The 26,669-nt window shown below is 67.8% G+C and carries 23 protein-coding genes, 1 tRNA gene and 1 pseudogene; 10 read left to right on the top strand and 15 right to left on the bottom strand.

Going from position 1 to position 26,669, the window contains the following annotated elements; translation table 11 throughout:
* Positions 1–232: 232 nt before the first annotated feature.
* Positions 233–2,995: a M16 family metallopeptidase gene (locus ACKTT0_RS14130; protein WP_407850488.1), complete on the top strand. Its 2,763-nt coding sequence runs from the start codon at positions 233–235 to the stop codon at positions 2,993–2,995.
* Positions 2,996–3,278: 283 nt separating this feature from the next.
* Positions 3,279–3,614, top strand: a complete 336-nt coding sequence (locus ACKTT0_RS14125) for a DUF4148 domain-containing protein (protein ID WP_407850487.1) — start codon at positions 3,279–3,281, stop codon at positions 3,612–3,614.
* 343 nt (positions 3,615–3,957) lie between these two features.
* On the opposite strand, the gene dnaJ is transcribed toward ACKTT0_RS14125, so the two are convergent.
* From dnaJ to hrcA, 7 genes are all read right to left on the bottom strand, one after another.
* The gene (gene dnaJ, locus ACKTT0_RS14120; protein WP_028356565.1) at positions 3,958–5,082 is read right to left on the bottom strand and encodes a molecular chaperone DnaJ; all 1,125 of its coding nucleotides are present in this window, start codon (positions 5,080–5,082) and stop codon (positions 3,958–3,960) included.
* Between the two features lie 106 nt (positions 5,083–5,188).
* Positions 5,189–7,114 carry a molecular chaperone DnaK gene (dnaK, locus tag ACKTT0_RS14115; RefSeq protein WP_028356566.1) on the bottom strand — a complete coding sequence of 642 codons (1,926 nt, stop codon included), beginning with the start codon at positions 7,112–7,114 and terminating at the stop codon, positions 5,189–5,191.
* Positions 7,115–7,193: 79 nt separating this feature from the next.
* On the bottom strand, positions 7,194–7,574 hold the full coding sequence (locus ACKTT0_RS14110; protein WP_407850486.1) for a thioredoxin family protein: 381 nt from the start codon (positions 7,572–7,574) through the stop codon (positions 7,194–7,196).
* 6 nt (positions 7,575–7,580) lie between these two features.
* Entirely contained in the window at positions 7,581–8,141 is a 561-nt protein-coding gene (grpE, locus tag ACKTT0_RS14105) for a nucleotide exchange factor GrpE (protein WP_407850485.1), read from the bottom strand.
* Positions 8,142–8,240: 99 nt separating this feature from the next.
* Positions 8,241–8,486 carry a hypothetical protein gene (locus ACKTT0_RS14100; protein WP_407850484.1) on the bottom strand — a complete coding sequence of 82 codons (246 nt, stop codon included), beginning with the start codon at positions 8,484–8,486 and terminating at the stop codon, positions 8,241–8,243.
* A gap of 58 nt (positions 8,487–8,544) precedes the next feature.
* Positions 8,545–9,669 (bottom strand): ferrochelatase, encoded by a 1,125-nt coding sequence (gene hemH, locus ACKTT0_RS14095; protein WP_407850483.1) that lies wholly within the window; start codon positions 9,667–9,669, stop codon positions 8,545–8,547.
* 37 nt (positions 9,670–9,706) lie between these two features.
* Positions 9,707–10,711 carry a heat-inducible transcriptional repressor HrcA gene (gene hrcA, locus ACKTT0_RS14090; protein WP_407850482.1) on the bottom strand — a complete coding sequence of 335 codons (1,005 nt, stop codon included), beginning with the start codon at positions 10,709–10,711 and terminating at the stop codon, positions 9,707–9,709.
* Between the two features lie 128 nt (positions 10,712–10,839).
* Between hrcA and ACKTT0_RS14085 the strand changes: the two genes are divergently transcribed.
* Together ACKTT0_RS14085 and recN are read left to right on the top strand one after the other, a co-directional pair.
* Entirely contained in the window at positions 10,840–11,739 is a 900-nt protein-coding gene (locus ACKTT0_RS14085; RefSeq protein ID WP_407850481.1) for an NAD kinase, read from the top strand.
* 10 nt (positions 11,740–11,749) lie between these two features.
* Complete coding sequence (recN, locus tag ACKTT0_RS14080; RefSeq protein WP_407850480.1) at positions 11,750–13,402, top strand: DNA repair protein RecN; 1,653 nt, start codon at positions 11,750–11,752, stop codon at positions 13,400–13,402.
* A 30-nt stretch (positions 13,403–13,432) separates the two neighbouring features.
* On the opposite strand, the gene fur is transcribed toward recN, so the two are convergent.
* Positions 13,433–13,855 (bottom strand): ferric iron uptake transcriptional regulator, encoded by a 423-nt coding sequence (fur, locus tag ACKTT0_RS14075; RefSeq protein ID WP_028356573.1) that lies wholly within the window; start codon positions 13,853–13,855, stop codon positions 13,433–13,435.
* A 163-nt stretch (positions 13,856–14,018) separates the two neighbouring features.
* On the opposite strand from fur, the pseudogene ACKTT0_RS14070 reads away from it, so the two are divergent.
* Positions 14,019–14,456, top strand: a pseudogene (locus ACKTT0_RS14070) (outer membrane protein assembly factor BamE); the annotation flags it as partial.
* Positions 14,457–14,786: 330 nt separating this feature from the next.
* Positions 14,787–15,578, top strand: coding sequence for a 4-hydroxy-tetrahydrodipicolinate reductase (gene dapB / locus ACKTT0_RS14065; protein ID WP_407850479.1), 792 nt, complete (start codon positions 14,787–14,789; stop codon positions 15,576–15,578).
* Here dapB and murB read toward each other — a convergent pair.
* Positions 15,573–16,634 (bottom strand): UDP-N-acetylmuramate dehydrogenase, encoded by a 1,062-nt coding sequence (gene murB / locus ACKTT0_RS14060; RefSeq protein ID WP_407850478.1) that lies wholly within the window; start codon positions 16,632–16,634, stop codon positions 15,573–15,575. The two genes, dapB and murB, sit on opposite strands and share 6 nt — an antisense overlap.
* A gap of 134 nt (positions 16,635–16,768) precedes the next feature.
* On the opposite strand from murB, the gene ACKTT0_RS14055 reads away from it, so the two are divergent.
* Positions 16,769–16,844 (top strand) — tRNA-Gly (locus ACKTT0_RS14055).
* An 85-nt stretch (positions 16,845–16,929) separates the two neighbouring features.
* Positions 16,930–17,541: a hypothetical protein gene (locus ACKTT0_RS14050; protein WP_407850477.1), complete on the top strand. Its 612-nt coding sequence runs from the start codon at positions 16,930–16,932 to the stop codon at positions 17,539–17,541.
* Positions 17,542–17,587: 46 nt separating this feature from the next.
* Here the strand turns inward: ACKTT0_RS14050 and ACKTT0_RS14045 are convergent, their stop codons facing one another.
* Together ACKTT0_RS14045 and ACKTT0_RS14040 are read right to left on the bottom strand one after the other, a co-directional pair.
* A complete protein-coding gene (locus ACKTT0_RS14045; protein WP_349290566.1) occupies positions 17,588–17,797 on the bottom strand; it encodes a YbdD/YjiX family protein in 210 nt (69 codons plus the stop codon).
* Between the two features lie 18 nt (positions 17,798–17,815).
* On the bottom strand, positions 17,816–19,897 hold the full coding sequence (locus tag ACKTT0_RS14040; RefSeq protein WP_407850476.1) for a carbon starvation CstA family protein: 2,082 nt from the start codon (positions 19,895–19,897) through the stop codon (positions 17,816–17,818).
* Positions 19,898–20,211: 314 nt separating this feature from the next.
* On the opposite strand from ACKTT0_RS14040, the gene ACKTT0_RS14035 reads away from it, so the two are divergent.
* A complete protein-coding gene (locus tag ACKTT0_RS14035; RefSeq protein ID WP_407850475.1) occupies positions 20,212–21,642 on the top strand; it encodes a cache domain-containing protein in 1,431 nt (476 codons plus the stop codon).
* On the top strand, positions 21,639–22,295 hold the full coding sequence (locus ACKTT0_RS14030; RefSeq protein ID WP_407850474.1) for a response regulator: 657 nt from the start codon (positions 21,639–21,641) through the stop codon (positions 22,293–22,295). Before ACKTT0_RS14035 ends, ACKTT0_RS14030 begins: the two co-directional genes overlap by 4 nt.
* 24 nt (positions 22,296–22,319) lie before the next feature.
* Here the strand turns inward: ACKTT0_RS14030 and ACKTT0_RS14025 are convergent, their stop codons facing one another.
* From ACKTT0_RS14025 to ACKTT0_RS14010, 4 genes are all read right to left on the bottom strand, one after another.
* A complete protein-coding gene (locus tag ACKTT0_RS14025; protein WP_407850473.1) occupies positions 22,320–23,927 on the bottom strand; it encodes an amidase in 1,608 nt (535 codons plus the stop codon).
* Positions 23,928–23,973: 46 nt separating this feature from the next.
* Positions 23,974–24,969 (bottom strand): Bug family tripartite tricarboxylate transporter substrate binding protein, encoded by a 996-nt coding sequence (locus tag ACKTT0_RS14020; protein WP_407850472.1) that lies wholly within the window; start codon positions 24,967–24,969, stop codon positions 23,974–23,976.
* 103 nt (positions 24,970–25,072) lie between these two features.
* Entirely contained in the window at positions 25,073–25,915 is an 843-nt protein-coding gene (locus tag ACKTT0_RS14015; protein WP_407850471.1) for an SDR family NAD(P)-dependent oxidoreductase, read from the bottom strand.
* A complete protein-coding gene (locus ACKTT0_RS14010; protein ID WP_407850470.1) occupies positions 25,912–26,667 on the bottom strand; it encodes an SDR family NAD(P)-dependent oxidoreductase in 756 nt (251 codons plus the stop codon). Before ACKTT0_RS14010 ends, ACKTT0_RS14015 begins: the two co-directional genes overlap by 4 nt.
* Positions 26,668–26,669: the final 2 nt, after the last annotated feature.

Here is a 26,669-nt window from a genome sequence, read left to right as displayed (position 1 = left end):
AGGTTGGCCGGCCCGGCGCCGGCAACAAGCGCGCGAACGACAGGCGCCTGCGGGCCGACGGCCCCGGCGCAGGCGCAGGACGGGAAGCCTGCTGGCAGGCCCTCGCGCATCCCGTCTTTTGTAACGGCAGTGGTCCAGTACAGCTTACACCCGGGACGGGAAGCGGTTCAAATCGGAACCATCCGATCCGTATACACTCCAACGACATTCGTCCGTTACATGGATTGCTGCCATGCGTTTTTCGCTTTCCGGTTTGTCCGCCCGGCTGAACGCCTTGCTGATCACGTCGTTCCTGGCCTTCCAGGCCGGCGCCGCCAATGCGCCGGCGGGCCTGTCCGAAGTCGCCTCGGTCGAGGGCATTTCCGAATACCGCCTGGCCAACGGGCTGCGCGTACTGCTGGCGCCCGACGCCTCCAAACCCACCACCACGGTCAACATGACCTACCTGGTGGGATCGCGCCAGGAAAACTACGGCCAGACCGGCATGGCCCACCTGCTGGAACACATGCTGTTCAAGGGCACCCCGACGGTGCGCAACGCGCTGGGCGAATTCTCGCGGCGCGGGCTGCAGGCCAACGGCTCCACTTCGGCCGACCGCACCAATTACTTCGCCAGCTTCGCGGCCAACCCGGAAACCCTCAAGTGGTACCTGGGCTGGCAGGCCGATGCCATGGTCAATTCCCTGATCGCCAAGGAAGACCTCGACTCCGAGATGACCGTGGTGCGCAACGAAATGGAAAGCGGCGAGAACAACCCGTTCCGCGTGCTGATGCAGAAGATGCAGGCGGCGGCGTACCAGTGGCACAGCTACGGCAAGAGCACCATCGGCGCGCGCTCCGACGTGGAAAATGTCGACGTCGGCCAATTGCGGGCGTTCTACCACCAGTATTACCAGCCCGACAACGCGGTGCTGATCGTGGCCGGCAAGTTCGACCCGCAAAGCACGCTGGACGCCATCCGCGACACGCTCGGCAAGCTGCCCAAGCCGCAGCGCGAGCTGCCGCCCGAGTACACCGTCGAGCCGGTCCAGGACGGCGAGCGCGCCGTGACCCTGCGCCGCGCCGGCGGGACGCCCCTGGTGGCGGCCATGTATCACATACCGGCCGCCGGCAGCCCCGACTACGCCGCATTCGACCTGGCCGCGACCATCCTGGCCGATACGCCGTCCGGCCGCCTGTACCATGCGCTGGTGCCCACCAAGCAGGCCACCGACGTGTTCGGCTTCACCATGGACCAGCACGATCCCGGCATCGCCATGTTCGGCGCGCAATTGCAGCCCGGCATGGACCAGGACCAGGCCCTGCGGACACTGACCGCCACGCTCGAATCGCTGGCCGGCAAGCCCTTCACCCAGGCCGAACTGGACCGGGCCCGCAGCAAATGGCTGACGGCCTGGCAGCAGATCTACGCCGACCCGGAGAAAATCGGCGTGGCGCTATCCGAGGCGATCGCGGCGGGCGACTGGCGCCTGTTCTTCGTGCAGCGCGACCGCGTGCGCGAAGCCAAGCTGGCCGACGTGCAGCGCGTGGCTGATGCCTACCTGGTGGCTAGCAACCGGACCGAAGGCCGCTACATCCCCACCGAGAAACCCCAGCGCGCCCCCGCCGCCCAGCGCCCCGACCTGGCGACCCTGCTCAAGGATTACCAAGGCGACCCCGACTTCAAGCAGGCCGACGCCTTCGATCCCACGCCGGAGAACATCGACAAGCTCACACAGCGCAGCCAGCTGGACCTGCCCAACGGGCCGGTGGCGCTGGCCCTGCTGCCCAAGGCCACGCGCGGCGGCCGCGTGCAGGCCGAACTGCTGGTGCAGTTCGGCGACGCCGACAGTCTGCGCGGACAACGCGTCAACGCCTCGGCGGTGGCCGACCTGCTCGAGCGCGGCACGCCCAAGCTGTCGCGCCAGGACATCCAGGACCGCTTCGACGCCCTGCAGGCCCAGGTGGAATTCCGCGGCTCGGGCACCGACCTCGCCGTGTCCATGTCCACCGCCAGCGAACACCTGCCCGCGCTGCTGGCGCTGGTGCTGGACATCGTGCGCAATGCGGACTTCCCGGCGGCGCAGGTCGAGGAATACCAGCGCCAGGCCATTACCTCGATCCGCAGCGCCATGACCGAGCCCACCGCCCTGGCCTCGCGCGCGCTGGCCCGCCACAACAACCCGTGGCCGGCCGACGACGTGCGCTACGTGCCCTCGTTCGAGGAAGCCCTGGCCGAGGCCAAGGCCCTGGAGCGCGGCCCGCTGGCGGCGTTCCACGAGCGCTTCTACGGCGCGGGCGCCGTCAAGTTCTCGGCGGTCGGCGATTTCGACCCCGCCGCGGTCAAGCAGACGCTGGCGGCCGGCCTGAAGGACTGGAAGCGCGCGCCCGCCTATACCCGGCTGGACGACCCGTACCGCGACGTGGCCTCGAAGCAGTACAGCATCGATACGCCCGACAAGGCCAACGCCTTCTACATCTCGCGCATGCCGCTCAAGCTGCAGGACACCGACCCGGACTTCCCCGCGCTGTACCTGGCCAACTTCCTGCTGGGCACGTCCGAGACCTCGCGACTGTGGAACCGCGTGCGCGAGACCGAGGGCCTCTCGTACAACGTCCGCAGCTCGCTGGCGGTGTCCTCGTTCGAACCTTCGGCCAACTGGACCATCTATGCCATTTATGCGCCGCAGAACCGCGAGCGGCTCGAGCAAGCCATCGGCGAGGAGCTGGCGCGAGCCCTGAAAGACGGCTTCAGCGACGAAGAAGTGCGCGACGGCATCGCGGCGCTGCTCAACTATCGCAAGCTGGCGCGGGCGCAGGATGACGTCCTGGCCTCGACCTGGATCGACTACCTGAAGCGGGGCCGCACCTTCGAATGGTCCGCCCAGATGGACCGCCAGATCGCCGCCCTGACACCCGAGCAGGTCAACGCGGCGTTGCGCAAGTACCTGGACCCGGCCGGGTTCAGCACCGCCGTGGCGGGCGACTTCACCCCGGCCAAGAAGGCAACGCCCTAGACGCTGCCTGCTTTCCGCACCCCTTGGCGCCGGCCGCTTGGCCGGCGCTTTCTTTTTGCGCGCGCTCGTCCAGCGGCCAAGGCACCCTGGCCTATTAAGCCATTTTTAAGCGCTAAACGGCACACAAAAACCGATTGCACCGAATAATGGAAAAATATTTTCAATAAATCAGGGTTTATCCCAGGTTCCGATCGGCGCAGAATGCAGTCATCGGGAAACACAACGAACCACGACGGAAAGGCCGCCGGATTCAGTCCCAGATCAACAGACGAATGGAGGTCTTATGAAAACCCTTGCTACCGCGCTATTTGTTTCGATGGGCTTGCTGAGCGCCGGCGCCCATGCCGCTTCGCCCAATATCGAGCCCAACAACGTCCCGTTCCAGGGCGTGTATGGCCAGGCTGACGCCAATGCGCTGACCCGCGCCCAGGTGGAAGCCGACCTGGCCCAGGCCAAGGCCGCCGGCCTGGTGACCTACGGCGAAGAAGACTACCCCGCCGTCCAGGTCTCCACCGCCCCCGGCAAGACCCGCGAACAGGTCAAGGCCGAGCTGGCCCAAGCCAAGGCCAACGGCGAATACACCTTCGGCGAACTGGAGTACCCTCCGGTCGTGCGCTGATCGGCACGCCAGCCGGCCTTACCGGGCCGGCGCCCTGCAGCGAAAAGCCCCTGCCGTAAATCGCGGCAGGGGCTTTTTGTTGTTCGCGGGCAGGTCGGGGCACCGATGTCTGGCGAAGAACAGAAGGTGTCTGCCCCCCTCCCTGCAACACTGCTGGCATGCCCCGGATATCTCCCCCCAGGAGGTGTCTGACACCCCCTGCGGCACTGCGGGCATGCCCCGGATATCTCCCGGGGTGTCAGACACCTATGCGTGCTGGGGTGTCAGGCACCTACGCGCCTGCGCGTGCCAGAAGGGGCGGCACTTGCGTGCCGAATGCCTTGTCGCCGGCGCGGCCCGGTAATCAGCTGAAGAATTCCTTGACGCGATCGGTCCAGGACTTGCTCTGGGGCGAATGGCGATCGCCACCGTCATTCAGCGAGGCTTCGAACTGGCGCAGGATGGCCTTCTGCTCGTCGCTCAGGCGCACCGGCGTCTCTACCACCACGTGGCAGTATAGATCGCCGGGATAGCTGCCGCGCACGCCGCGGATGCCTTTGCCGCGCAGGCGGAAAGTCTTGCCGGACTGGGTGCCCTCGGGAATGGAGATCTCGGCCTTGCCGCCCAGGGTCGGCACCTGCAACTCGCCGCCCAGCGCCGCCGTGGTGAACGGGATGGTCAGCTCGCAGTGCAGGTCGTCGCCGTCGCGCTGGAAGATCTTGTGCGGCTTGATGTGGATCTCGACATACAGGTCGCCCGGCGGGCCGCCGTTGATGCCCGGCTCGCCGTTGCCGCTGGAGCGAATGCGCATGCCGTCATCGATGCCGGCGGGAATTTTGACCTGCAGGGTCTTGTTGCGGCGGATGCGTCCCACGCCGTCGCAGGCCGTGCAAGGATCGGTGATTTCCTTGCCGCTGCCGTGGCAGGTCGGGCAAGTCTGCTGCACGCTGAAGAAGCCCTGCTGCATGCGCACCGCGCCCGAACCGCCGCAGGTACGGCAGGTCTTGGGCGAAGTGCCGGGCTTGGCGCCGCTGCCATGGCAGGTTTCGCACTGCTCCCAGCTCGGCACGCGGATCTCGGTGTCGAAGCCGTGGGCGGCCTGTTCCAGGGTGATTTCCAGCGAATACTTGAGGTCGGCGCCGCGGTACACCTGCGGCCCGCCGCCACGGCGCCCGGCGGCGGCGCCGAAGATCTCGCCGAAGATGTCGCCGAACGCGTCGGCGAAACCGCCCCCCATGCCACCGCCCATGCCGGCGGCGTTCGGATCGACGCCGGCATGGCCATAGCGGTCGTAGGCGGCGCGCTTCTGCTCGTCGCCCAGGACTTCATAGGCTTCCTTGATTTCCTTGAACTTTTCCTCGGCGTCTTTGCTGTCCGGATTGCGGTCCGGATGGTACTTCATGGCCAGCTTCCGGTAGGCCTTCTTCAGTTCATCGTCCGAGGCGTTCTTCGCCACGCCCAGGACTTCGTAGTAATCGCGTTTTGCCATATTGGATGGGCCCGGGAACGAGCCGTGACTTGGGGGTACTGAACGAATCCGCCCGGTAGCCGGGGAATCCGGCTACCGGGCGCATTCTAGGCGTCATGGACGGCCATTATTGATCGCGCTTGACTTCCTTGAAGTCGGCATCGACCACGTTGTCGTCCACCGGCTTGGCCGCGTCGGCCGCCGCCTGCTGCTGCGCAGCCTGGCCAGCCTGCATGTCGGCGTACATCTTCTCGCCCAGCTTCTGCGAGGCCGTCGACAACGCTTCGACCTTGGCGTCGATGGCCGCCTTGTCACCGTCCTTCAGGACCTCTTCGAGTTCCTTGATGGCGTTTTCGATCGCTTCCTTTTCCGAAGCCTCGAGCTTTTCGCCATACTCGGTCAGCGACTTGCGGGTAGCATGCACCAGCGCGTCGGCCTGGTTGCGGGCCTGGGCCAGTTCGGCGACACGGTGGTCTTCCTCGGCGTTCGCCTCGGCGTCCTTGACCATGCGCTCGATCTCTTCTTCCGACAAGCCCGAATTGGCCTTGATGGTGATCTTGTTTTCCTTGCCGGTGCCCTTGTCCTTGGCGGACACGTGCAGGATGCCGTTGGCGTCGATGTCGAACGTGACTTCGATCTGCGGCACGCCGCGCGGCGCCGGCGGAATGCCCTCGAGGTTGAACTCGCCCAGGCTCTTGTTGCCCGCGGCGATTTCGCGCTCGCCCTGGAACACCTTGATGGTCACGGCCGGCTGGTTGTCGTCCGCGGTGGAGAACGTCTGCGAGAACCGGGTCGGGATCGTGGTGTTCTTCTGGATCATCTTGGTCATCACGCCGCCCAGGGTCTCGATGCCCAGGGACAGGGGCGTCACGTCCAGCAGCAGCACGTCCTTGCGGTCGCCCGACAGCACGGAACCCTGGATGGCGGCGCCGGCGGCGACGGCTTCATCCGGGTTGACGTCCTTGCGCGGATCCTTGCCGAAGAATTCCTTGACCTTCTCCTGGACCTTGGGCATGCGGGTCATGCCGCCGACCAGAATCACGTCGTCGATCTCGGAGACCTTCACGCCGGCGTCCTTGATGGCCACGCGGCAGGGCTCGATGGTGCGCTCGATCAGTTCCTCGACCAGCGCTTCCAGCTTGGCGCGCGTGATCTTCAGGTTGAGGTGCTTCGGACCGGACGCATCCGCCGTGATGTACGGCAGGTTGATCTCGGTCTGCTGGCTCGACGAGAGCTCGATCTTGGCCTTTTCGGCGGCTTCCTTCAGGCGCTGCAGGGCCAGGACGTCCTTGGACAGGTCGACGCCCTGCTCTTTCTTGAATTCGCCGATGATGTAGTCGATGATGCGCTGGTCGAAGTCTTCGCCACCCAGGAAGGTGTCGCCGTTGGTGGACAGCACTTCGAACTGCTTCTCGCCATCGACATCGGCGATTTCAATGATGGACACGTCGAACGTGCCGCCGCCCAGGTCATAGACGGCGATCTTGCGGTCGCCCTTTTCGGACTTGTCCAGGCCGAACGCCAGCGCGGCCGCGGTCGGCTCGTTGATGATGCGCTTGACTTCCAGGCCGGCGATGCGGCCGGCGTCCTTGGTGGCCTGGCGCTGGCTGTCGTTGAAGTAGGCCGGCACCGTGATGACGGCTTCGGTCACTTCTTCGCCCAGGTAGTCCTCGGCGGTTTTCTTCATCTTGCGCAGCACGTCGGCCGACACTTGGGGAGGCGCGATTTTCTTGCCGCGCACTTCGACCCAGGCATCGCCGTTGTCCGCCTTGACGATGCTGTAGGGCATCAGGTCGATGTCCTTCTGCACCGCTTTTTCGTCGAACTTGCGGCCGATCAGGCGCTTGACCGCGTACAGGGTGTTCTTGGGGTTGGTGACCGCCTGGCGCTTGGCCGGCGCGCCAACCAGGGTCTCGCCATCGTCCATGTAGGCAACGATGGAGGGCGTGGTGCGCGCACCTTCGGCGTTCTCGATGATCTTGACCTGGCTGCCGTCCATCACAGCCACGCAGCTGTTGGTCGTGCCCAGGTCGATGCCGATGATTTTGCTCATGGTGAAATGCCTTGATTGAGTTCCGTTAATGGAATGGAAAACTGAGTCTTAGCCTAACTGGGGTTGCCGCAGGGGTTTTTCAAGAGCTGCGCAGCCGCGCGATGGCCCCGGTGAACTGGGGCAGGCCCGGCCAGCCGGTGATGCGCCCCAGCCGCTTGCCCGAGCGGAACAGCACGAAAGTGGGCACGCCATGCAGCGAAAAGCGCCGTCCCAGCGCCTCGTCGGCATAGACGTCGGCCTGGTACCAGGTGAGGCCCAGTTCGAGCAGCGCCTGGCGATGCAGCAAGGCGGTCTGCTTGAAAATATTACAATTGTAACAATCCTGGCCCCACAGGAAAACGCAGCGCAGGTCATCGCCCGGCGCCTCGACCACGGCCTGATCGAAGTCCTGCGAGCCTACCGGCCGCATGGCGAAAACCTCGAATACCTGCGCGGGATCAAACGCAGCGGGGCCGGACATGGCGGCCTACCCCTGGCCCGCCGACACCACGACCAGCGCCGGGCGCAGGGTGCGGTCGGCGATCGCATAGCCCTTCTGCAGCAGTTGCAGGACCGTATTGGCAGGCTGCTCGGCCGGCACCGAGGAAATGGCCTGGTGCAGGTGGGGGTCGAACTTGTCGCCCTGGACCGGGGCGATCTCCTTGAGCAGGTTGCGCTCGAACGCGCCCGTAAGCTGCTTGAGCGTAACTTCGACGCCTTCGCGCAGCGCTTCGAGGGTCTGGTCGGGCTGCGCCAGCGCGGCTTCCAGGCTGTCCTTGACGGGCACCAGGCTTTCCGCGAAGGATTCGATGCCGAATTTGCGCGCCTTGGAGACATCGTCCTGGGCGCGGCGGCGAATGTTCTCGACTTCGGCGCGGTTGCGCAGGATCTGGTCCTGCTGTTCGGTGACGGTGGCCTGGGCGGCTTCGAGCTCGGCGCGCAGCGCGGCCAGCTCGGCCTGCAGCGCCTCGACCGAATCGGCGGGCGCCGGCGTGGACTGCTCCTCGGGCTGAGGCGCTTGGTCGACAGGCTCTTGAGATGCCGTCATGGGGAAATCCTCCAAAAAACAATAGCGTCGGCCCCGATAATGGGGGTCGATCCGGCGATTTCAAGAGACTTGTCGAACCTGTCGCGCCAGGCGGCCGTCCTAGGCCTTGTCGGGCTGCGCCGGCGCCGGCGGGTCGCTGGCGGGGAACGTCTCGTCGAGCGCCTCGTCGATGGCCTCCTCGGGCGCGCGCTGCGGGGCTTCGTCCGGCGTGACCGCGATCGGATCGCTGGCAGGAAAGGTCTCGGCCAGCGCTTCATCCAGATCGCGCTCGACGGCGTCTTCCTTCAGGTCGGTGTGCCCGGGCTCGGAAGACGTGCCCACGCGGGGTTTCACGGAGGTGTTCATACGCGGTCTCCTGCAAAAGGGGCAAGCGGTCGCGGCCCGCCGGGCCGCCGCGCCCCCATCAGGACGAGGGCGCGCTTGCGTCCAGTGTACGGCCTACATCCCGGCGCGTGGGCCAGCCTTGTAAGTGATTGTCGACCAGGGCCGCAAGCCCGTCGATCCAGGCCGGGTCGTCATTGAGGGCGGGGATGTAGCGGAACTGGCGACCGCCCGCGCCCAGGAAGGCGTCGCGGCACTCCTGGCTGATTTCCTCGAGGGTTTCCAGGCAATCGGCCACGAAGCCCGGGCACACTACATCGACCTCGGTGACGCCGTCGGCCGCCAGGGCCTTGAGGGTGGGCTCGGTATACGGTTCGAGCCAGCGTGCGGCGCCGAACCGGCTCTGGAAGGTGACTTCGACCTGGTCGGCCGCCAACCCCAGGCGCTCGCGCAGCAGGCGCGCGGTTTCCAGGCAGTCCCGATAGTAGGGATCGCCGAGTTCGATCGAGTAGCGCGGCAGGCCATGGAAGCTCATGACGAGCTTCTGGGGCCGGCCATGGGCCTGCCAGTAGGCGGCAATGCGGGCGGCCAGGGCGTCCAGATAGCCAGGGTCGTCATGAAAACGCTTGATGAACCGCAATTCCGGCTGATCGCGCAGGCGCGCGGCGTGCGCGGCCACGGCGTCCACCACGGTGGCGGTCGTGCTGGCGGCATATTGCGGGTACAGCGGCACGGTCAGGATGTGCTCGCAACCCTGCTCGCGCAGGCGCGCAATGGCCTGCGCGATGGAGGGCTCGCCATAGCGCATGGCGAGCTCCACCTGGACGGAGCGCCCGCGCGCCTGCAGGGCGCGCTGCACGCCTTCGGCCTGGCGGCGGCTGTAGACCATGAGCGGCGAGCCGCCGTCCATCCAGATGCCGGCGTAGCGCGGCTGCAGCCGGCGCGGCCGGCGCGCCAGCACCAGCCCGTGCAGGATGGGCAGCCACAGGATGCGCGGGATTTCGATCACCCGCGGATCGGACAGGAAAGCTGCCAGGTAGCGGCGGATGTCGCCGGGCGTGGCGGTCTCCGGCGTGCCGAGGTTGACCAGCAGCACGCCGGCCGGCGCCGGCGCGCGGGGGGCGGGGTTGTCGTCGAAAGGGTCTGCCTGCTCGGGTTCGGGAAGATAGCGTTCGGGCCAGAGATACTTGAACAGGCGAAGAAACACGAAAATACCTCTCTGGCGCGCTACCCGGGGAAGGAGGCTACTGGTTGTGGCTCAGCGCGTTGGACAGCAACCGCGCAGTGATGTCGACGATGGGGATGACGCGTTCGTAGGCCATGCGGGTCGGGCCGATGACGCCCAGGGTGCCGACCACCCGGCCGTCCACGCCATACGGCGCGGTGATCACCGAGACTTCTTCCATGGGCACCAGCTGGGAATCGCCGCCGATGTAGATCTGCACGCCCTGCGCGCGGCTGGAGATGTCCAGCAGCTGCAGGAGTTCGGTTTTCTGCTCGAACAGCGAGAACATCTTGCGCAGGCGGTCCATGTCGGAGGCGATATCGGTGACGTCGAGCAGCTTGCGCTCGCCCGAGATGACCATGTCGTCGCCGTCTTCGGCGGCCTCGGCGCCGGCCTCGACCGCCGCCTGCATCAGGCGGGAGATGTCCTCGCGCAGTTGCGCCAGCTCGGTCGCAAGGGTGCGGCGCACGGCATCGAAGGACTTGCCGGCGAAATGGACATTGAAGAAATTGCCCGCCTCGAGCAATTCGGCTTCGCTGTAGTCGCGCTGCACCGACAGGATGCGGTTCTGCACGTCGCCGTCGGGGGTGACGATGATGAGCAGCACCCGCTTGTCGGACAGGCGGATGAATTCGATCTGGCGGAACACCTGGGCGCGCTTGGGCGTGAGCACCACGCCGGCGAACTGGGTCAGGTTCGACAACAGCGCCGCCGCCGCGTTGACGGCCCGCGAGGGCTCGGCCGCGGTCAGGGCATCGCTGAACTGCTGCGGTTGGAACTCGAACGGCTGGACGGCCAGCAGCGAATCGACGAACATGCGGTAGCCGCGCGGCGTCGGCACCCGGCCGGCCGAGGTGTGCGGGCTATGGATCAGCCCCATGTCTTCGAGATCGGCCATGACGTTGCGGATCGTGGCCGGCGAAAGATCGAAAACCTTGGAAAGCGTGCGCGAGCCGACGGGCTGCCCATCGGCGATGTGGCGTTCTATCAACGCTTTCAGCAGTGAGCGTGCGCGGTCATCCATACCAGGTATTGTAGGGAAACTTTCAAAAATCGGGCGCTTTTTGGCGCCGGGCCGCCCCAAGATGAATATGCGGCCCCATATAATCGGCGAATCCGCCCTTTTCGTATCGTTCCGATCCGTTTTCCGCCATGCACTTCCCTATCGTCGCCCTGATCGGCAGGCACCAGGATACCGGCCTGGATGCGCCGCTGCGCGCCGTGGCCCACATGCTCGTGCAGGCCGGACGCCGCGTGCTCATCGAGGCCGACACCGCCAGCAATACCGGCGTGCGCGAATACCCGGTCGCCAGCCTGCAGGAAATCGGCGCAACCGCCTCGCTGGCGGTGGTGATGGGCGGCGACGGCACGGTGCTGGGCGCGGCCCGTACCCTGGCTCCGTACGGGGTGCCGCTGGTCGGCATCAACCACGGCCGCCTGGGGTTCATCACCGACGTGCCGCTGCAAGAGGCGCACACCGCGCTGAGCCGCGTCATCGAGGGCAACTACCAGGCCGAGGACCGCATGCTGCTGGTCGGCAGCGTCTGGCGCGGCGACCAGCTCATGTATACCGCCCCGGCGCTGAACGACGTGGTGCTGAACCGCGCCGGGCGCGGGGGCATGATCGAGGTGCGGGTCGAGGTGGACGGCGCCTTCATGTACGCCCAGCGCGCCGACGGCCTGATCATCGCCACGCCGACCGGCTCGACCGCCTACGCGCTGTCGGCCAACGGCCCCATCCTGCATCCCGGCCTGGACGCCATGGTGCTGGTGCCGGTGGCGCCGCAGACCCTGTCGAACCGGCCGATCGTCATTCCGGGCGACGGCGTGCTGAGCATGACCCTGACCGCCATCGGCCGGGTGGAGGTGGGCGCCAGCGTGCATTTCGACATGCAGACGTGGTCTGACCTGCAGCCCGGCGACCGCATCTCGGTGCAGCGCGCGCCGCATACCATCCGGTTCGTGCATCCGGAAGGCTACAGCTTCTTCTCGACCTTGCGCCGCAAGCTGCATTGGAACCTGATGCCGCAGGCCTCGGACAGCGTGGAGTGACGCACCGGCCATGTTGCGCACCCTGCATATCCGCGATTTCGTCATCGTCGAACAGGCCGAGATCCATTTCGGCGCGGGCTTCACGGTGTTTTCCGGCGAGACCGGCGCCGGCAAGTCGATCCTGATCGACGCGCTGGCCCTGGCGCTAGGCGAACGCGCCGACGCCGGCGTGCTGCGCGAGGGCGCGGCCCGCGCCGACATCACCGCCGTATTCGACACGCCGCCCCTCCTGCGCGACTGGCTGGCCGGGCGCGACCTGGACGGCGGCGACGAACTGGCCCTGCGGCGCGTGGTCGACGCCCAGGGACGCAGCCGTGGCTATATCAACGGCATGCCCGCCACCCTGGCGCAACTGCGCGAGCTGGGCGACAGCCTGGTCGACATCCATGGCCAGCACGCCCACCAGAGCCTGATGCGCGCCGACGCCCAGCGCGACATGCTCGACGCCCATGGCGGCCATGGCGACCTGCGCCAGGCGGTGGCCCAGGCCTGGAAAGACTGGCGGGCCCTGGCGCGCCAGCTCGAGCTGGCCGAAAAAGACGCCGCCGGGCTGGCGGCCGAACGCGAGCGCCTGCAATGGCAGGCCGACGAGCTCGACCGCCTGGCGCTGCAGGCCGACGAATGGGAAACCCTGCAAGCCGAGCAGTCGCGGCTGGCGCACGCCCAGGCCCTGCTCGACGGCGCCGGCCAGATCCTGGAAGCGCTGGACGGCGAAGACGATTCCGCCCACCACCGCATCAATGCCGCGCAGCACCGGCTGCAGCAGATGCTGCGCCACGACCCCGCGCTGCAGGGCGTGGCCGATGAACTCGAATCGGCCCGCATCGCGGTGGCCGAGGCGGTGTCCGACCTGAACAACTATGTCACGCGGGTCGAGCTCGACCCGCAGCGGCTGGCCGAGGTCGACGCCCGCATGAGCGCGGTGTTCGAGACCGCGCGCAAATTCAAGACCGAGCCCGACATGCTGCCGGGCTTGCGCGATACATTGCACCAACAGCTCGCCGACATGCAGGCCGCCGCCGACATCGACGCGCTGCGCGCGCGCGCCGACGCGGCGCGCGCGCAGTACGAAGCGGCCGCCGGCAAGCTCTCGACGGCGCGGCGCAAGGTGGCCAAGAGCCTTGGCAAGCAGGTCACGCAGGCCATGCAGACGCTGGCCATGCAGGGAGGCAGCTTCGAACCGGCGGTCTCGCCTGCGCCGCCGTCGGCGCATGGCGCCGACCAGGTCGAATTCCTGGTGGCCGGCCACGCCGGCACGACCCCGCGTCCGCTGGCCAAGGTGGCCTCCGGCGGCGAGCTGGCGCGCATTTCGCTGGCCCTGTCGGTGATCGCCAGCCGCGCCGCGCGGGTGCCGACTCTGATTTTCGACGAAGTGGACAGCGGCGTGGGCGGCGCGGTGGCCGAGGTCGTGGGCAAGCTGTTGCGCGAGCTGGGCGAGCGCCACCAGGTGCTGTGCGTGACCCACTTGCCGCAAGTGGCGGCTTGCGGCAATGCGCAATACCGGGTCAGCAAGACGGAAACGGCGGGCACGACGCGTTCGCGCATCGACGAACTGGACGCCGGCCAGCGCGTGGAGGAAATCGCGCGCATGCTGGGCGGCATCAAGATCACCGCCACCACGCGCGAGCATGCGCGCGAGATGCTGGGCGTGCTGGCCGAATAGGGCCTTGACAGGCCCGGGGCCAGCAGGGGTTCAGCGGGCCTTCTGGCAGTCGCCGCAGATGCCGTACAGCACCATGGCGTGGCTTTCCAGGACGAAGTTGTTGTCCTTGGCTACCTTGTGCTGGCGCTTTTCGATGTCGGGGTCGGAAAATTCCACCACCTTGCCGCAATTGGTGCAGATGAGGTGGTCGTGGTGGTCGCCGTCGTTGAGCTCGAATACCGCCTTGCCGCTGTCGAACTGGCTGCGGGTCAGGATGCCGGCCTGCTCGAACTGGGTCAGCACGCGGTAGACGGTGGCCAGGCCGATCTCGACGTTTTCGCCGATGAGGGCCCGATAGACGTCTTCGGCGCTGAGGTGGCGCTGGTCGGCCTTGCGGAAGATGTCGAGAATTTTCAGGCGCGGGAAGGTCGCCTTCAAACCCATGTTTTTCAGTTCGCTTTGGTCGGTGGTCATGGTGTAATCGCTCTCCGTCCGCGGTGGCATGGGCAGGAATCACGGCAGCTAACTGTAGCAGCGTGATGCCATTTTTCCGCCGCCCGCAGAACTACCGCATTGTGAAACCTTTATGATAACGGTTTTACCGGCTTTTAATCACAGATAGGGGCGCTTGGAGTCCATGATTGCACGAATTCCGACCCGGTTCCTGAAAACCGCACTGGCCGCGGCCGCCGCCGCGTCCATCCTGGCGGGCTGCTCTTCCGACAAATGGGGCTTCCCGTACAAGGCCCCGGTGCAGCAAGGCAACTGGATCACCCAGGAACAAGTCGCCCTGCTGCAACCTGGCATGACACGCGAACAGGTGCGCTTTGCCCTGGGCAGCCCGACGCTGACCAGCGTACTGCACGCCGACCGCTGGGACTACCCCTATTACTTCAAGCCCGGCTACGGCAAGGCCCAGGAACGCAAGTTCACCGTGTGGTTCGAGAACGACCGCCTGGTGCGCTGGAGCGGCGACGAACAACCCGAACTGCAGCCGTTCCAGATGAATGCCGAAGGCAAGCCGGCCGTCGAAAAGGCCGACGAGCAACTCGATGCCGAAGCCGCCCGCCGGGATGCCGCGGGCGCGGTCGCGGCGCCGGTCGATCCGGCCCAATTGCCGCCGCTGGGCACGCCGCCCGGCGGCACGCAAGCGGGCGCGGCGCAGCCGGCCATGCCGCAGCCGGACGCCGGCGCCGCGCAGCCCGACGCCGCCGGCACGGACACCCAGCAGGCCGGCCCTGGCCAGCAGGCGGCGCCCGCCCAGCAGGCCCAACCGGTCGAAAGCTCGCCCCGCCGCCGTGAACTGCTGCTGAACTCGCCGGACGCCTTGCCGCGCAATCCCATCGGCCAGCCCGGCGGCGGCGCCGAACCGCTGCGCTAACCCCTGTCGTACCAAGGAACCATCATGCGCATCGCCATTGCCGGCGCCAGCGGCCGTATGGGCCGCATGCTGATCGAAGCCGTGCTCAATGCCCCCGACCTGGAACTGGCCGTCGCGCTCGACCGCAGCGGCTCCGACGCGCTCGGGCAGGATGCCGGCGCCTTCCTGGGCCGCGATACCGGCGTGGCCATCACCGACCGGCTCGACGCGCTGGCCGACGCCGACTGCCTGGTCGACTTCACCCGCCCCGAAGCCACCGCCGCCCACCTGCAGGCCTGCGTGCGCCACGGCACCCGCATGGTCATCGGCACCACCGGCTTCGACGACAACGGCCGCGCCGCCATCGAAGTGGCGGCGCAGAAGATCGCCATCGTGTTCGCCCCCAATATGAGCGTGGGCGTGAATGCCACGCTCAAGCTGCTCGACGTCGCGGCGCGCATCCTGAACTCGGGCTACGACGTGGAAGTCTTCGAGGCCCACCACCGCAACAAGGTGGATGCCCCTTCGGGCACGGCCCTGAAAATGGGCGAGACCATCGCGTCGGCCTGGAACGTCGCCCTGCCCGACGTGGCCACCTGGACCCGCCACGGCGACACCGGCGTGCGCAAGCCCGGCACCATCGGCTTCTCGGTGGTGCGCGGCGGGGACATCGTGGGCGACCACACGGTGTACTTCTGCGGCACCGGCGAGCGCATTGAAATCACCCACCGCTCCGGCAGCCGCACCACCTATGCGCAGGGCGCGCTGCGCGCCGCCCGCTTCCTGGGCGGCCAGCGCAACGGCCTGTTCGACATGCAGGCGGTACTGGGCCTATAGCGCGGGCGCGCCCGGCCAGACCACCGGCTCGGGCTCCAGCCTGACCTGATAACGCTCCGCCACATCGCGCTGGATGGCTTCGGCCAGCGCCATGATGTCGGCCGCCGTGGCGCCGCCATGGTTGACCAGCACCAGGGCCTGCCGGTCGTGCACGCCGGCCGCGCCCAGGCGCCTGCCTTTCCAGCCGCATTGATCGATCAGCCAGCCGGCCGCCAGCTTGTAGCGGCCGTCCGGCTGCGGATACGACACCAAGCCGGGATGGCGCGCCGCCAGCGCGTCGCGCCGGCCCGCGTCCACCAGCGGGTTCTTGAAGAAACTGCCGGCATTGCCGATGACCGCCGGATCGGGCAGCTTGGCGCGCCGGATGTCGCACACGGCATCGAACACCGCGCGCGCGGTCGGCGCGCCGGCCAGCTCGGCGCGCCGCTGCAGGTCCGGGTAGTCGAGCACCGGGCGCCAGGGCCGCGGCAGCGCGAACCGCACGGACACGATGACCCAGGCGCCCGGCGCCTCGTGCTTGAACACGCTGTCCCGGTACGCATAGCGGCAGTCGGCCGCGGTCATTTCCAGCAGCCGGCGCCGGCGCACGTCCCAGGCGGTCAGGCCCAGGAAGCGGTCGGCCAGTTCGACGCCGTAGGCGCCGATGTTCTGGACCGGCGCGGCGCCCACGGTGCCGGGGATCAGGGCCAGGTTCTCCAGCCCGTCCCAGCCATTGGCCACGCAGGCGGACACGAAGCCGTGCCAGTTCTCGCCCGCGCCGGCCTCGATGATCCAGGCGTCCGCCCGCGCCTCGACCAGGCGGATGCCGCGCAGGGCCACCTGCGCGACCAGCCCGCCGACCCGCGCGGGCAGCACCAGATTGCTGCCGCCGCCCAGCACCAGCAGGCTGTCATGCTGTTCGGCCAGCGCCGACAGCGCCTCGAACTGCGAGGACGAGCGCAGGGTGACGAAAGCGCTGGCGCGGGCCGCCAGGCCCAGGGTATTGAGCGGGGTCAAGTCCTGGTTGGCGGGGACCAGCGAAGAATCGGGCGGCACGGCCGCGGGGAAATCCTGCATGAGGCAAGGCCCAACTTATGCGATGACGAGGAACTCCGTCCATATTAACGTGAACGCCTTTCCCGCGCCGGCAAAATGCTGCTATAATGTTCGTCTTCACTGAACGCGGCTGCCTGATTGACGGCCGTGCTCACGCGGGAATAGCTCAGTTGGTAGAGCGCAACCTTGCCAAGGTTGAGGTCGCGAGTTCGAGACTCGTTTCCCGCTCCAGGATTCTTGAAAAGCCCAAACGCCAGTTTGGGCTTTTTTGTTGCGCGCCGCCGGCACCGGGCGGGACGATCGAGGAATACGGGTAATGGAAACCGCATTAGCCTTGTTGATAGCCGTCGCGGCATGGCAGGTGCTGCGCGTGCGTTACCAGCGCATGCACATCGCCTTGCTGGGCCGCCATCTGGCCAGCCTGCAGCTCGAGCGCCACATGGAAACCCTGACGCAGGGCTACACCCGCGCCATCCACGAAAAGGACCACGCGCGCCAGTTGCAGGTGCTGGAAACCTACGCCCAGACCGAACGCGTGGCGGCGGCACAGGCGCGAACGCTGGCGGACGCCTTGCAGAAGGAAAGCGCGCAAGCCGCCAGCATGGTCGCCCTGCCCTTCTGCGTGCCTTATATCGAGCGTTTCCTGCCGGGGCTGACGCGGGATTTTCGCGCGCTGCTGCAGATCCATGCAGCCGGCCTGCGCCACGTGGTCGACAACGAAGGCCAGTGGGACCTGAAGAGCCGCGCGTACCATCTGTCGGCGGAGCTGTATCTGCTGCAGCACAGCTGCCATTGGTACTGCAAGTCCCGCGCCGTGGCCGATGCGCGGCTGGCGGTGCGGCACCAGGTCCAGCACCGTAAAGTGCTGGACTCGGTGTCGGAGCGGACCCGCTCGGCGTATCTGCGGTGGCTGCAGGACGGCGGCTGATACCGGCCGGCTTGCTGTCCAGCCCCGCGCGGCGGGCCAGGCCCGCTCAGCAGCAACCGATGCGTTTCTTGCCGCCGTAGCGGGCGTCCTGCCGCTCGCGGAAGAACTGTTCGTACGTCATGGGCGCCTGGTCGGGGTGGGTGCGCCGCATGTGCTCGACATAGGCTTCGTAGTCGGGCACCCCCACCATCAGGCGCAGGGTCTGGCCCAGATAGCGGCCGGCGGAGCCGGCCGCGGCGCCCAGGTTGGCGAACAGCATGGGCGTCTCCGTTGGTCAGGCCGCGCCGGCGGCGGCCGGCAGGGGTTCGTAGGGCGTCTCGCGGGCGGTGGGCTGGCGCTCGACGCGGGCGCGCAGTACCGAGCGGATGCCGAACACCACGATGCTGATCACCACCAGCATGAAGATGCCGCACAGCGCCGCGTCGACGTAGTCGTTGAACACCACGCGCTGCATTTCCGCCAGCGACTTGGCGGGCGCCAGCACTTCGCCCTGCGCGATGGCGGCGCGGTACTTGGCGGCGTGCGCCAGGAAGCTCACCTTCGGGTTGGCATCGAACAGCTTCTGCCAGCCGGCCGTCAGGGTGCAGGCCAGCAGCCACAGGGTAGGCAGCACGGTGACCCAGGCATAGCGGTCGCGCTTCATCTTGAACAACACCACGGTGCCCAGGGTGAGCGCGATGGCGGCCAGCATCTGGTTGGCGATGCCGAACAGCGGCCACAGCGTATTGATGCCGCCCAGCGGGTCGACCACGCCCTGGTACAGGAAGTAGCCCCAGGCGGCCACGCACAGGCCGGTGGCGATCAGGTTGGCGGGCAGCGATTCGGTGCGCTTGAGCGAAGGAGCGAAGGTGCCCAGCAGGTCCTGCAGCATGAAGCGCCCGGCGCGGGTGCCGGCGTCGACGGCGGTCAGGATGAACAGGGCCTCGAACAGGATGGCGAAGTGGTACCAGAACGCCATCATGCTGGGACCGCCGATGGCCTGGTGCAGGATGTGCGCCATGCCGACGGCCAGGGTGGGCGCGCCGCCGGCTCGCGAGATGATGGTGCTTTCGCCGACGTCCTTGGCGGTCTGGACCAGGTCGGCGGGCGTGACCACGAAGCCCCAGCTCGAGACCACCTGCGCGACCTGCTCGGGGGTGGTGCCGATGACCGCGGCCGGGCTGTTCATGGCGTAGTAGATGCCCGGCTCGATCACGCAGGCGGCCACCAGCGCCATGATGGCGACGAAGGACTCCATCAGCATGCCGCCGTAGCCGATATAGCGCGCCTGGGTTTCGTTCTCGATCAACTTGGGCGTGGTGCCGGAGGAGATCAGGGCGTGGAAGCCGGACACGGCGCCGCAGGCGATGGTGATGAACAGGAACGGGAACAGGTTGCCGGACCAGACCGGGCCGCTGCCGTCGACGAACTGCGTCAGGGCCGGCATCTTGAGCTCGGGGGCGACCACCACGATGCCCACGGCCAGGCCGACGATAGTGCCGATCTTCAGGAAGGTCGACAGGTAGTCGCGCGGCGCCAGCAGCAGCCAGACGGGCAGCACCGAGGCGATGAAGCCGTAGATGATCAGCACCCAGGTCAGGCTCTTGCCGTCGAAGTCGAACCACGCGGCCAGGACCGGGCTTTGCGCGACATCCTGCCCGAACAGGATGGCGGCCATCAGCAGCACGAAGCCGATCACCGAGACCTCGCCGATCTTGCCCGGCCGCAGGAAGCGCAAGTACACGCCCATGAACAGGGCGATGGGAATGGTGGCGGCCACCGTGAAGGTGCCCCATGGCGAATGGGTCAGCGCCTTCACCACGATCAGGGCCAGCACGGCCAGGATGATCACCATGATCATGAAGGCGCCGAACAGCGCGATCACGCCGGGGATATTGCCCAGCTCGGCCTTGACCAGGTCGCCCAGCGAGCGGCCGTCGCGCCGCGTCGAGATGAACAGCACGATGAAGTCCTGCACGGCGCCGGCGAACACCACGCCGGCCAGCAGCCACAGCATGCCAGGCAAGTAGCCCATCTGGGCGGCCAGCACCGGGCCGACCAGCGGACCAGCCCCGGCGATGGCGGCAAAGTGGTGGCCGAACAGCACGTGCTTGTTGGTCGGCACGTAGTCCAGGCCGTCGTTGTACTTCCAGGCCGGCGTCATGCGGCTGGCGTCGAGCCGGAACACCTTGTCGGCGATGAAGCGGCTGTAGTAGCGATAGGCGATCAAGTAGACGCAGACCGCGGCGATGACGATCCACAGCGCGTTGATCGTTTCGCCCCGGGCGAGCGCCACGGTGCCGAGCGCGAACGCGCCCAATACGGCGATCGCCAGCCAGACCAGGTGATGGCCCAGTCCTTTACTGCTGGTTTGCATGAGAAAGGCTCCTCTAGCCTCCCGCCTGGAATAGCGCGGCGTGCGCGGCTGTCTTGCGGGTGGGCAGAATCGTTGTTGTGCGGTGTCGGACGCGCGCGTCCGCGCTGCGCCCTGGCGGCGCAGGCCGTAGTATTTCGATTCGGGGCAGCCGCAACAAGCGCGGAACTACGCAAGCCCGCTGCGTATTACTACGCAGTGCGCCGCAGCAATATTCCGCCGAACCCGTAAAATCGGAGCTGCCGCGCCCCATCGCGGCAACGCCTGCCGTGCATTGCGCAGCGCAATACGCGGCGTGTCCCTGACCCCGTTTTTTCATGAAACTGCGCCTGAAGATTCTGCTGTTGGCCGTCGTGCCCCTGCTGGTGGCCGTGGCCGCCATCACGGTCGCGGTTTACACGCAGGGGCTCGAACTCGCCCAGCGCGAAAAACAGGTCGTGGAAAACGCCTGGCTGTCCAGCAAGGAAAGCGAGCTGCGCCACTACGTCAGCCTGGCCTACAGCGCCGTCGCGCCCCTGCAGGCGGCCGGCGACGACGCGGCCACGCGCGAACGGGCCCTCGCCCTGCTGGCGCAAATGGAATTCGGCCACGACGGCTACTTCTTCGTCTACGACCTGCAAGGCCGCAATCTCATGCACCCGCGCCAACCGGAACTGGTCGGCCGCAATCTCTGGAACCGGCGCGACATCCACGGCCAGCCGGTGATCCAGAACCTGCTGGCGGCCGCCCGGCGTGGCGGCCAGCAGGGCGAGGCAGTGCGCTACCTGTGGGAAAAACCCTCCACCAGCCAGACCGTCGAGAAGCTGGGCTACGTGGTGGTGCTGGACCGCTGGGGCTGGATGCTGGGCACCGGCATCTACCTGGATGACGTCGAACAGGCGCTGGACCGCATCGACGCCGCCGCCCAGGCCAACATCCGCAACATGTTCGCCTGGGTCGCCGGCATTGCCGCGGCGGCGATCCTGGGCGTGACGGCGTGCGGCCTGGCCCTGAACATCAGCGACCACCGCCAGTCCGACGCCAAGCTGCGGCTGATGGCGCGGCAGGTGGTGCGCTCGCAGGAAGACGAGCGCGCGCGCCTGTCGCGCGAACTGCACGACGGCATCAGCCAGGTGCTGGTGTCGATCAAGCTGTCGCTGGAGGCCGCCCGCGAACGCCTGCGCCAGTCGCGCCCCGACGATCCGCAGGCGCAGGCGCGCGTCGACCGGCCGCTCGGCGGCGCGCTGGAGCGCCTGAACACCGCCGTCGGCGAAGTGCGCCGCATCTCGCACAACCTGCGCCCGACGCTGCTGGATGACCTGGGCCTGCCGGCCGCGCTGGATCACCTCGGCCGCGAATTCGCCATGCCGCGCGAAGACGGCGCCCCGCCGCTGGCGGTCCGCCTGCGCACCACCGGCCGCGTGCGGCCGCTGCCCGAATCGCACGCCACGGCGCTATTCCGCGTGACGCAGGAAGCGCTGACCAACGTGCTGCGGCACGCCCGCGCCACCCGCGCCGACATGACCCTGGACTATGGCGACCGCGGCCTGCGCCTGACCATCGCCGACGACGGCGCCGGCTTCGACTACGACGGCGTGCAGCGGGACCCGCTGCGCGGCATCGGCCTGCGCAATATGCGCGAACGCATGGCGGCGCTGGCGGGCACGCTGGCCTGCCATTCCAGCGCCCAGGGCACCATGCTGCAGGCCTGGCTGCCCCTGCCGCCCCGGGCGGCGGACAGCGCCCCCGACCCGGAACTCCAGACATGAGCCCCGCCGCCGACCCCATCCGGCTATTGCTGGTCGATGACCATCCCCTGGTGCGCGACGGCTTGCGCCTGCGCCTGGAAACCGTGCCGCGCCTGGAAGTCGTGGGCGAAGCCGGCAACCCGGCGGCCGCGCTGGCCTTCCTGCAGGACTGCCTGGCCGCCGATCCGCACGGCGGCACGCTGCCCCACCTGGCGCTGATGGACCTGAACATGCCCGGCATCGGCGGCCTGGCGCTGACGGCCCAGCTGCATGAGCAATATCCGCAGATCGCGGTCTTGGTGCTGTCCATGCACGACAATGCCGAGTACATGGTGCAGGCCGTCAAGGCCGGCGCCCGCGGCTACCTGCTCAAGGACGAGCCCGCGCAGGAAATCGTCACCGCGATCCACGCGGTCATGACGGGCCGCACGTATTTCAGCGCGACCGCGGCGCTGCGCCTGTCGCAGGCGAGCGTGCCGGCCACGCTGCTGACGCAGCGCGAGCGCGACGTGCTGCGCCACATCGCCGACGGCCACGCCAACAAGCAGATCGCCCAGGCGCTCGGGCTGTCGGTGCGCACCGTCGAGACCCACCGCCTCAATATCAAGCGCAAGCTCAACATCGACGGCCAGGCCGAGCTGATCAAATACGCGGTGGAGCACCGCGGGCTTTGAAGCGCAGGCCGGCGGCACGACGCCCTACGGTTCTGCCAGCGGCGGCTTGCGCAGGTGCCAGGACGTGGCCTTCTGGAATGCGTGCCCCAGGCGCAGCAGCAGCGCTTCGGAATACGGCCGGCCGATCAACTGGAAGCCCACTGGCAATTCGACCTTCTCGCCCTCGACGGAGCAGGCTCCGCCGGGCAGCGACAACGCGGGCAGCCCCAGGTAGTTGACCGGCCTGGTCAAGCGGGTGAGTTCGCCACGCAGGAACTGCGCCCGGGCATCCAGGGACGCGAACTCGTCCAGACGCGGGGTGGGCAAGGCAAATACCGGCGCCAGCAAGACATCGACGCCCGCCAGCACGGTCTGCGCGAATCGCTGCACAAGCGGGCCGCGCAAGGCCAGCGCCTGCAAATACAGCGCCGCCGGAATCGCGACGCCCTCGCGCAAGCGCGCACGCGTGAAAGCGCCCAAAGCCGGATCGGTATCCGGGCGCAACAAGTGTTCATACAGCGCGTTCGCCTCGGCCCGGATCATCAGAATGGCCAGTGCATTGACCGCATCGTAGGGAAAATCCGGCACGTCGCGGATGTCGGCGCCCAGCAGGCGAAAGGTGTCCAGGCTGCGCGCGATGACGGCTTGCACGGCCGGGTGCAGGCCCGCGGCGAAATATCCTTGCGGCACGCCGATGCGCAGGCCTTGCAGCGGCGCGTCGAGGCCGGCGGCATAGTCGTCGCGGCGCGCGGCGGCAATGCTGCCGGCGTCGGCAATGTCGTAGCCAGCAATGGGCTGCAGCATCAAGGCGCAATCGCGCGCGCTGCGGGCGATGGGACCCAGGTGATCGAGGCTGGCGCTCAGGCTCATGGCGCCGGCGCGGCTGACCAGGCCGAACGTGGGCTTCAGGCCGGTAACGCCGCACAGCGCCGCCGGGATGCGGATCGACCCGCCAGTATCACTGCCCAATGCGCCATAGACGGCCCCGGCCGCCACCACGGCGGCCGATCCGCTGGACGATCCGCCCGGGATGCGCGCGGGTGCCCATGGATTCCGGCAATCCCCGGCCATGGCGTTGGCGCCGGACGGGTCGAAGGCCAGCTCGGTCATGTGCAGCCGCGCCAGATGCAATGCGCCCGCAGCGTCGAAGCGGCGCAGCACCGTGGCGGTATCGGCCGCCCCGACAGCATGCGCCATGCCATAGCCTGGCGAGCAGCCGGCGCGCTGCAGCAGGTCTTTGTGGGCCAGCGGCATGCCGGCCAGCGGGCCCGGCGGCTCCCCGGCGGCCAGGCGCTGGTCCAGCCTGCGCGCCTGCGCGATGGCGGCATCGCGCAACACCTCGACGCAGGCCGCCGTCGCCGCATGCACTGGGGCCAGGCGGTCCAACGCGAGGCGCGCCAGTTCCTGCGCCGACACCGCGCCCGCGGCGAGCTGCGCCCGCTGCTCCCACCAATCGGCCCAGCCGGGTTCGGCTGGAGCGGTTTTTTCCGCTGCCTGCCCCGCCATCCTGTCCTGCGGCTGGGCCGCGGCATGCAAGGCCTGCGCCAGCGGCGTTGGCATCAGTCCCAGCCCGGCGCCCGCCTCGGCGGCCAGGCGCTCGACGATGTCGCGCCATTGCGCGACCACGCCGTTGCCGGCATTGTCACTTTCCACGACAGTCTCCTGTAGACGCAACGAACAAGCGTGCCGGTTCAGGCCATCACAGCTTGGGGATATTGCCCACGGTAATGATCTCGTTCCATTTCTTCAGCTCGCCGGCGATGAACTGCGCGGCCTGTTGGCGCGTGCCGGGCAAGGTCTGGGCGCCACGCTCGGCGACGTAGCTTTTCATATCGTCTTCGACCAGGACCGCATTGAGCGCCTGGTTCAGCGAATCGGCAATGTCATCGGGAATACCGGCCGGCGCCCCCAGGAAAAACCACGCCGACACATCGAAACCTTCAAGGCCGTACGGCTTGCCTGATTCGGACAGCGTGGGCAGATCAGGGAACAGCGGCGAGCGCTGGGCGCCCGTGACCGCCAGCGCGCGCAGGTTGCCGGCCTTTACATGCGGCGCGGAGGACGGCATGTCGTCGAACATGACGTCCACGTGGCCGCCCAACAGGGCATTGACGGCAGGACCGCTGCCCGAGAACGGGACATGCTCCATCCTGGTTCCCGCCTTGATATTGAACATCTCGCCGGCCAGGTGAATAGTGGTGCCGGCGCCGGACGAGGCATAGGTCGCGTTGTCGCTCTTGCCATGGCGCACCAGGTCGCCCACCGAGCGAAGCGGCGAATCCTTGTTCACCACCACGATCTGCGGGCTGGCCGCGATCAGCCCGATCGGGGTGAAGTCCTTCACAGGGTCATAGCCGGTATTCTTGTACAGATTGGGGGCCACGCCGTGCGAAGCGACGGTGCCCAGGTACAGGGTGTAGCCGTCGGGCTTGGCGCGCGCCGCATAAGCCGTGCCGATATTGCCCCCCGCCCCCGGCTTGTTCTCGACCATGAACGACTGCTTGTAGTGGTCGCCCAGCTTTTGTGCCAGTTTGCGCGCCAGCACGTCGGTCGCGCCCCCCGGGGCGAATGCGACGATGATGGTGACCGGTCGCTGTGGATACGCGTCTTGGGCGCTCGCCGGCGCGGCGCCCGCCAGGCCGGCGGCCATGGCGGTCAGGCTTACCAATGATTTAATGCTGCGGTAATTCCACATTGCAATTCTCCTGATAAACACTGCTGTCGTGAGTCGGGGTCAAGCGAAGGCGTACGGCCGCCCCGCGCGGGCGGCGGCCAGGGGGAATGCGGAAATCCGGAATTCAGGCGTACTTGCCGATCAGCCCGCCGTCGACCACCAGCTCCGTGCCAGTGATGTAGGCCGCCTCGTCGGACGCCAGGAACGCCACCGCATTGGCGACCTCCCAGGGCGTGCCCATGCGGCCCATGGGCACCTGCCGGTCGCGCGCGGCCCTGGCTTGTTCGAAGTCGTCGGCCGAGAACATGCGCGCCACCGTATGGCGCACGCGCGGCGTGTCGATCAGGCCCGGCACCACGGTATTGGCGCGGATGCCGTGCGCGGCGTATTGCTGCGCGATCATGCGGGCGAAATGGATGACCGCCGCCTTGGTTACGTTGTAGGCCAGGTGCGGATAGCCCAAATAACGCAGGCCGGCCACCGACGACACCGCCACGATGGCCCCGCCGCCCTGCTCGCGCATGATCGGCAGCACCAGCCGGCTGGCCACCAGCAGGCTGTCGACATTGACTTTCTGGATGCGCTCCCAGTCGGCCATGGCGATCTCTTCCGGGCCGCCGACCTTGCCGATGCCGGCGTTGGCCTGCAGGATGTCGAGCCGGCCATGGCGTTGCATGACGGCCTGCACCGCCTGCTGCATGGCCTCGGCATCGGCCACGTCCGCCTGCAGCGCCATGCCTTGGCCGCCCAGCGCCTGCACCGCGTCCAGCGCGTCCCGCGCGGCATCGAGACTGGCGTCCAGGACGCACACGATGGCGCCATGGCGGGCCAGCGTGGCGCAGCAGGCCTTGCCGATGCTCCAGCCCGGCCCGCTCGAGCCACCGCCCGCGACCAGGGCCACTTTGCCGCCCAGCCGCGAGCTGGCGGCGGGTAGCAGGGCCTGCCAATTGTCGAGATCGTCGCTCATGCCGCATTCCCCAGCCCGACCGTCATGCCCCCGCACACATACAACACCTGGCCGGTGATGAAACCGGCGCGCGGGTCCAGCAAGGACGCCGCCGCGTGGGCGATATCGGCGGGCGTGCCCATGCGCCGCACCGGAATGCTGGCGCGGATGCGCTCAGTCTGCGGCGCGCCCGGCGGGTTGACCCGTTCGAACAGCTCGGTGGCGATCGGCCCCGGACCGATCGCGTTCACGGTGATGCCGTCGCCGCCCATTTCCAGTGCCCAGGTGCGCGTCATGCCCAGCAGGCCGGCCTTGGTGGCGGCATAGACGGTGCGTTCGGTCTTGCCCAGCGCGGCACGGCTGGCGATGTTCACGACGCGCCCGAACTGGCGCCGCCGCATGCCCGGCAACAGGCCTTGCATCAGCAACATGGGGGCCTGGATGTTCAAGGCGGTGACGACCGCCAGGTCTTCCAGCGTGGCATCTTCGAGCAGGGCCGGTCGCACCGTGCCGGCATTGTTGACCAAGTACAGGACCTCGCGTTCCGCGGCCAGCGCGGCCACCGCCTGGCGCGTGGCACCGGCGTCGCCCAGATCGACCGCGACATGGGTCTCGCGCGGCAATTGCGCGGCGGGCGGCCGCAGGTCGAAGTTGACCACTTCGTAGCCGTCCTGCAGCAGGCGCTCGGTGATGGCGCGCCCGATGCCGGCGCTGCCGCCGGTCACCAGCGCGACCGGCCTGCCCTCGCCGGGGAGAGTCGCGACGCTCGCCATGT

This window comes from Bordetella saccharivorans, from assembly GCF_045862855.1.
Classification (GTDB): Bacteria; Pseudomonadota; Gammaproteobacteria; order Burkholderiales; family Burkholderiaceae_B; genus Bordetella_A; species Bordetella_A petrii_F.
This window is presented reverse-complemented; position numbering and strand designations above follow the sequence as displayed.

Bases quoted from the DNA above. Each gene is read 5' to 3' on its own strand.
- ACKTT0_RS14130 (WP_407850488.1), top strand. From the start codon at position 233: ATGCGTTTTTCGCTTTCCGGTTTGTCCGCCCGGCTGAACGCCTTGCTG.
- ACKTT0_RS14125 (WP_407850487.1), top strand. From the start codon at position 3,279: ATGAAAACCCTTGCTACCGCGCTATTTGTTTCGATGGGCTTGCTGAGC.
- dnaJ (WP_028356565.1), bottom strand. From the start codon at position 5,082: ATGGCAAAACGCGATTACTACGAAGTCCTGGGCGTGGCGAAGAACGCC.
- dnaK (WP_028356566.1), bottom strand. From the start codon at position 7,114: ATGAGCAAAATCATCGGCATCGACCTGGGCACGACCAACAGCTGCGTG.
- ACKTT0_RS14110 (WP_407850486.1), bottom strand. From the start codon at position 7,574: ATGTCCGGCCCCGCTGCGTTTGATCCCGCGCAGGTATTCGAGGTTTTC.
- grpE (WP_407850485.1), bottom strand. From the start codon at position 8,141: ATGACGGCATCTCAAGAGCCTGTCGACCAAGCGCCTCAGCCCGAGGAG.
- ACKTT0_RS14100 (WP_407850484.1), bottom strand. From the start codon at position 8,486: ATGAACACCTCCGTGAAACCCCGCGTGGGCACGTCTTCCGAGCCCGGG.
- hrcA (WP_407850482.1), bottom strand. From the start codon at position 10,711: ATGGATGACCGCGCACGCTCACTGCTGAAAGCGTTGATAGAACGCCAC.
- ACKTT0_RS14085 (WP_407850481.1), top strand. From the start codon at position 10,840: ATGCACTTCCCTATCGTCGCCCTGATCGGCAGGCACCAGGATACCGGC.
- recN (WP_407850480.1), top strand. From the start codon at position 11,750: ATGTTGCGCACCCTGCATATCCGCGATTTCGTCATCGTCGAACAGGCC.
- fur (WP_028356573.1), bottom strand. From the start codon at position 13,855: ATGACCACCGACCAAAGCGAACTGAAAAACATGGGTTTGAAGGCGACC.
- dapB (WP_407850479.1), top strand. From the start codon at position 14,787: ATGCGCATCGCCATTGCCGGCGCCAGCGGCCGTATGGGCCGCATGCTG.
- murB (WP_407850478.1), bottom strand. From the start codon at position 16,634: ATGCAGGATTTCCCCGCGGCCGTGCCGCCCGATTCTTCGCTGGTCCCC.
- ACKTT0_RS14050 (WP_407850477.1), top strand. From the start codon at position 16,930: ATGGAAACCGCATTAGCCTTGTTGATAGCCGTCGCGGCATGGCAGGTG.
- ACKTT0_RS14040 (WP_407850476.1), bottom strand. From the start codon at position 19,897: ATGCAAACCAGCAGTAAAGGACTGGGCCATCACCTGGTCTGGCTGGCG.
- ACKTT0_RS14035 (WP_407850475.1), top strand. From the start codon at position 20,212: ATGAAACTGCGCCTGAAGATTCTGCTGTTGGCCGTCGTGCCCCTGCTG.
- ACKTT0_RS14030 (WP_407850474.1), top strand. From the start codon at position 21,639: ATGAGCCCCGCCGCCGACCCCATCCGGCTATTGCTGGTCGATGACCAT.
- ACKTT0_RS14020 (WP_407850472.1), bottom strand. From the start codon at position 24,969: ATGTGGAATTACCGCAGCATTAAATCATTGGTAAGCCTGACCGCCATG.
- ACKTT0_RS14015 (WP_407850471.1), bottom strand. From the start codon at position 25,915: ATGAGCGACGATCTCGACAATTGGCAGGCCCTGCTACCCGCCGCCAGC.
- ACKTT0_RS14010 (WP_407850470.1), bottom strand. From the start codon at position 26,667: ATGGCGAGCGTCGCGACTCTCCCCGGCGAGGGCAGGCCGGTCGCGCTG.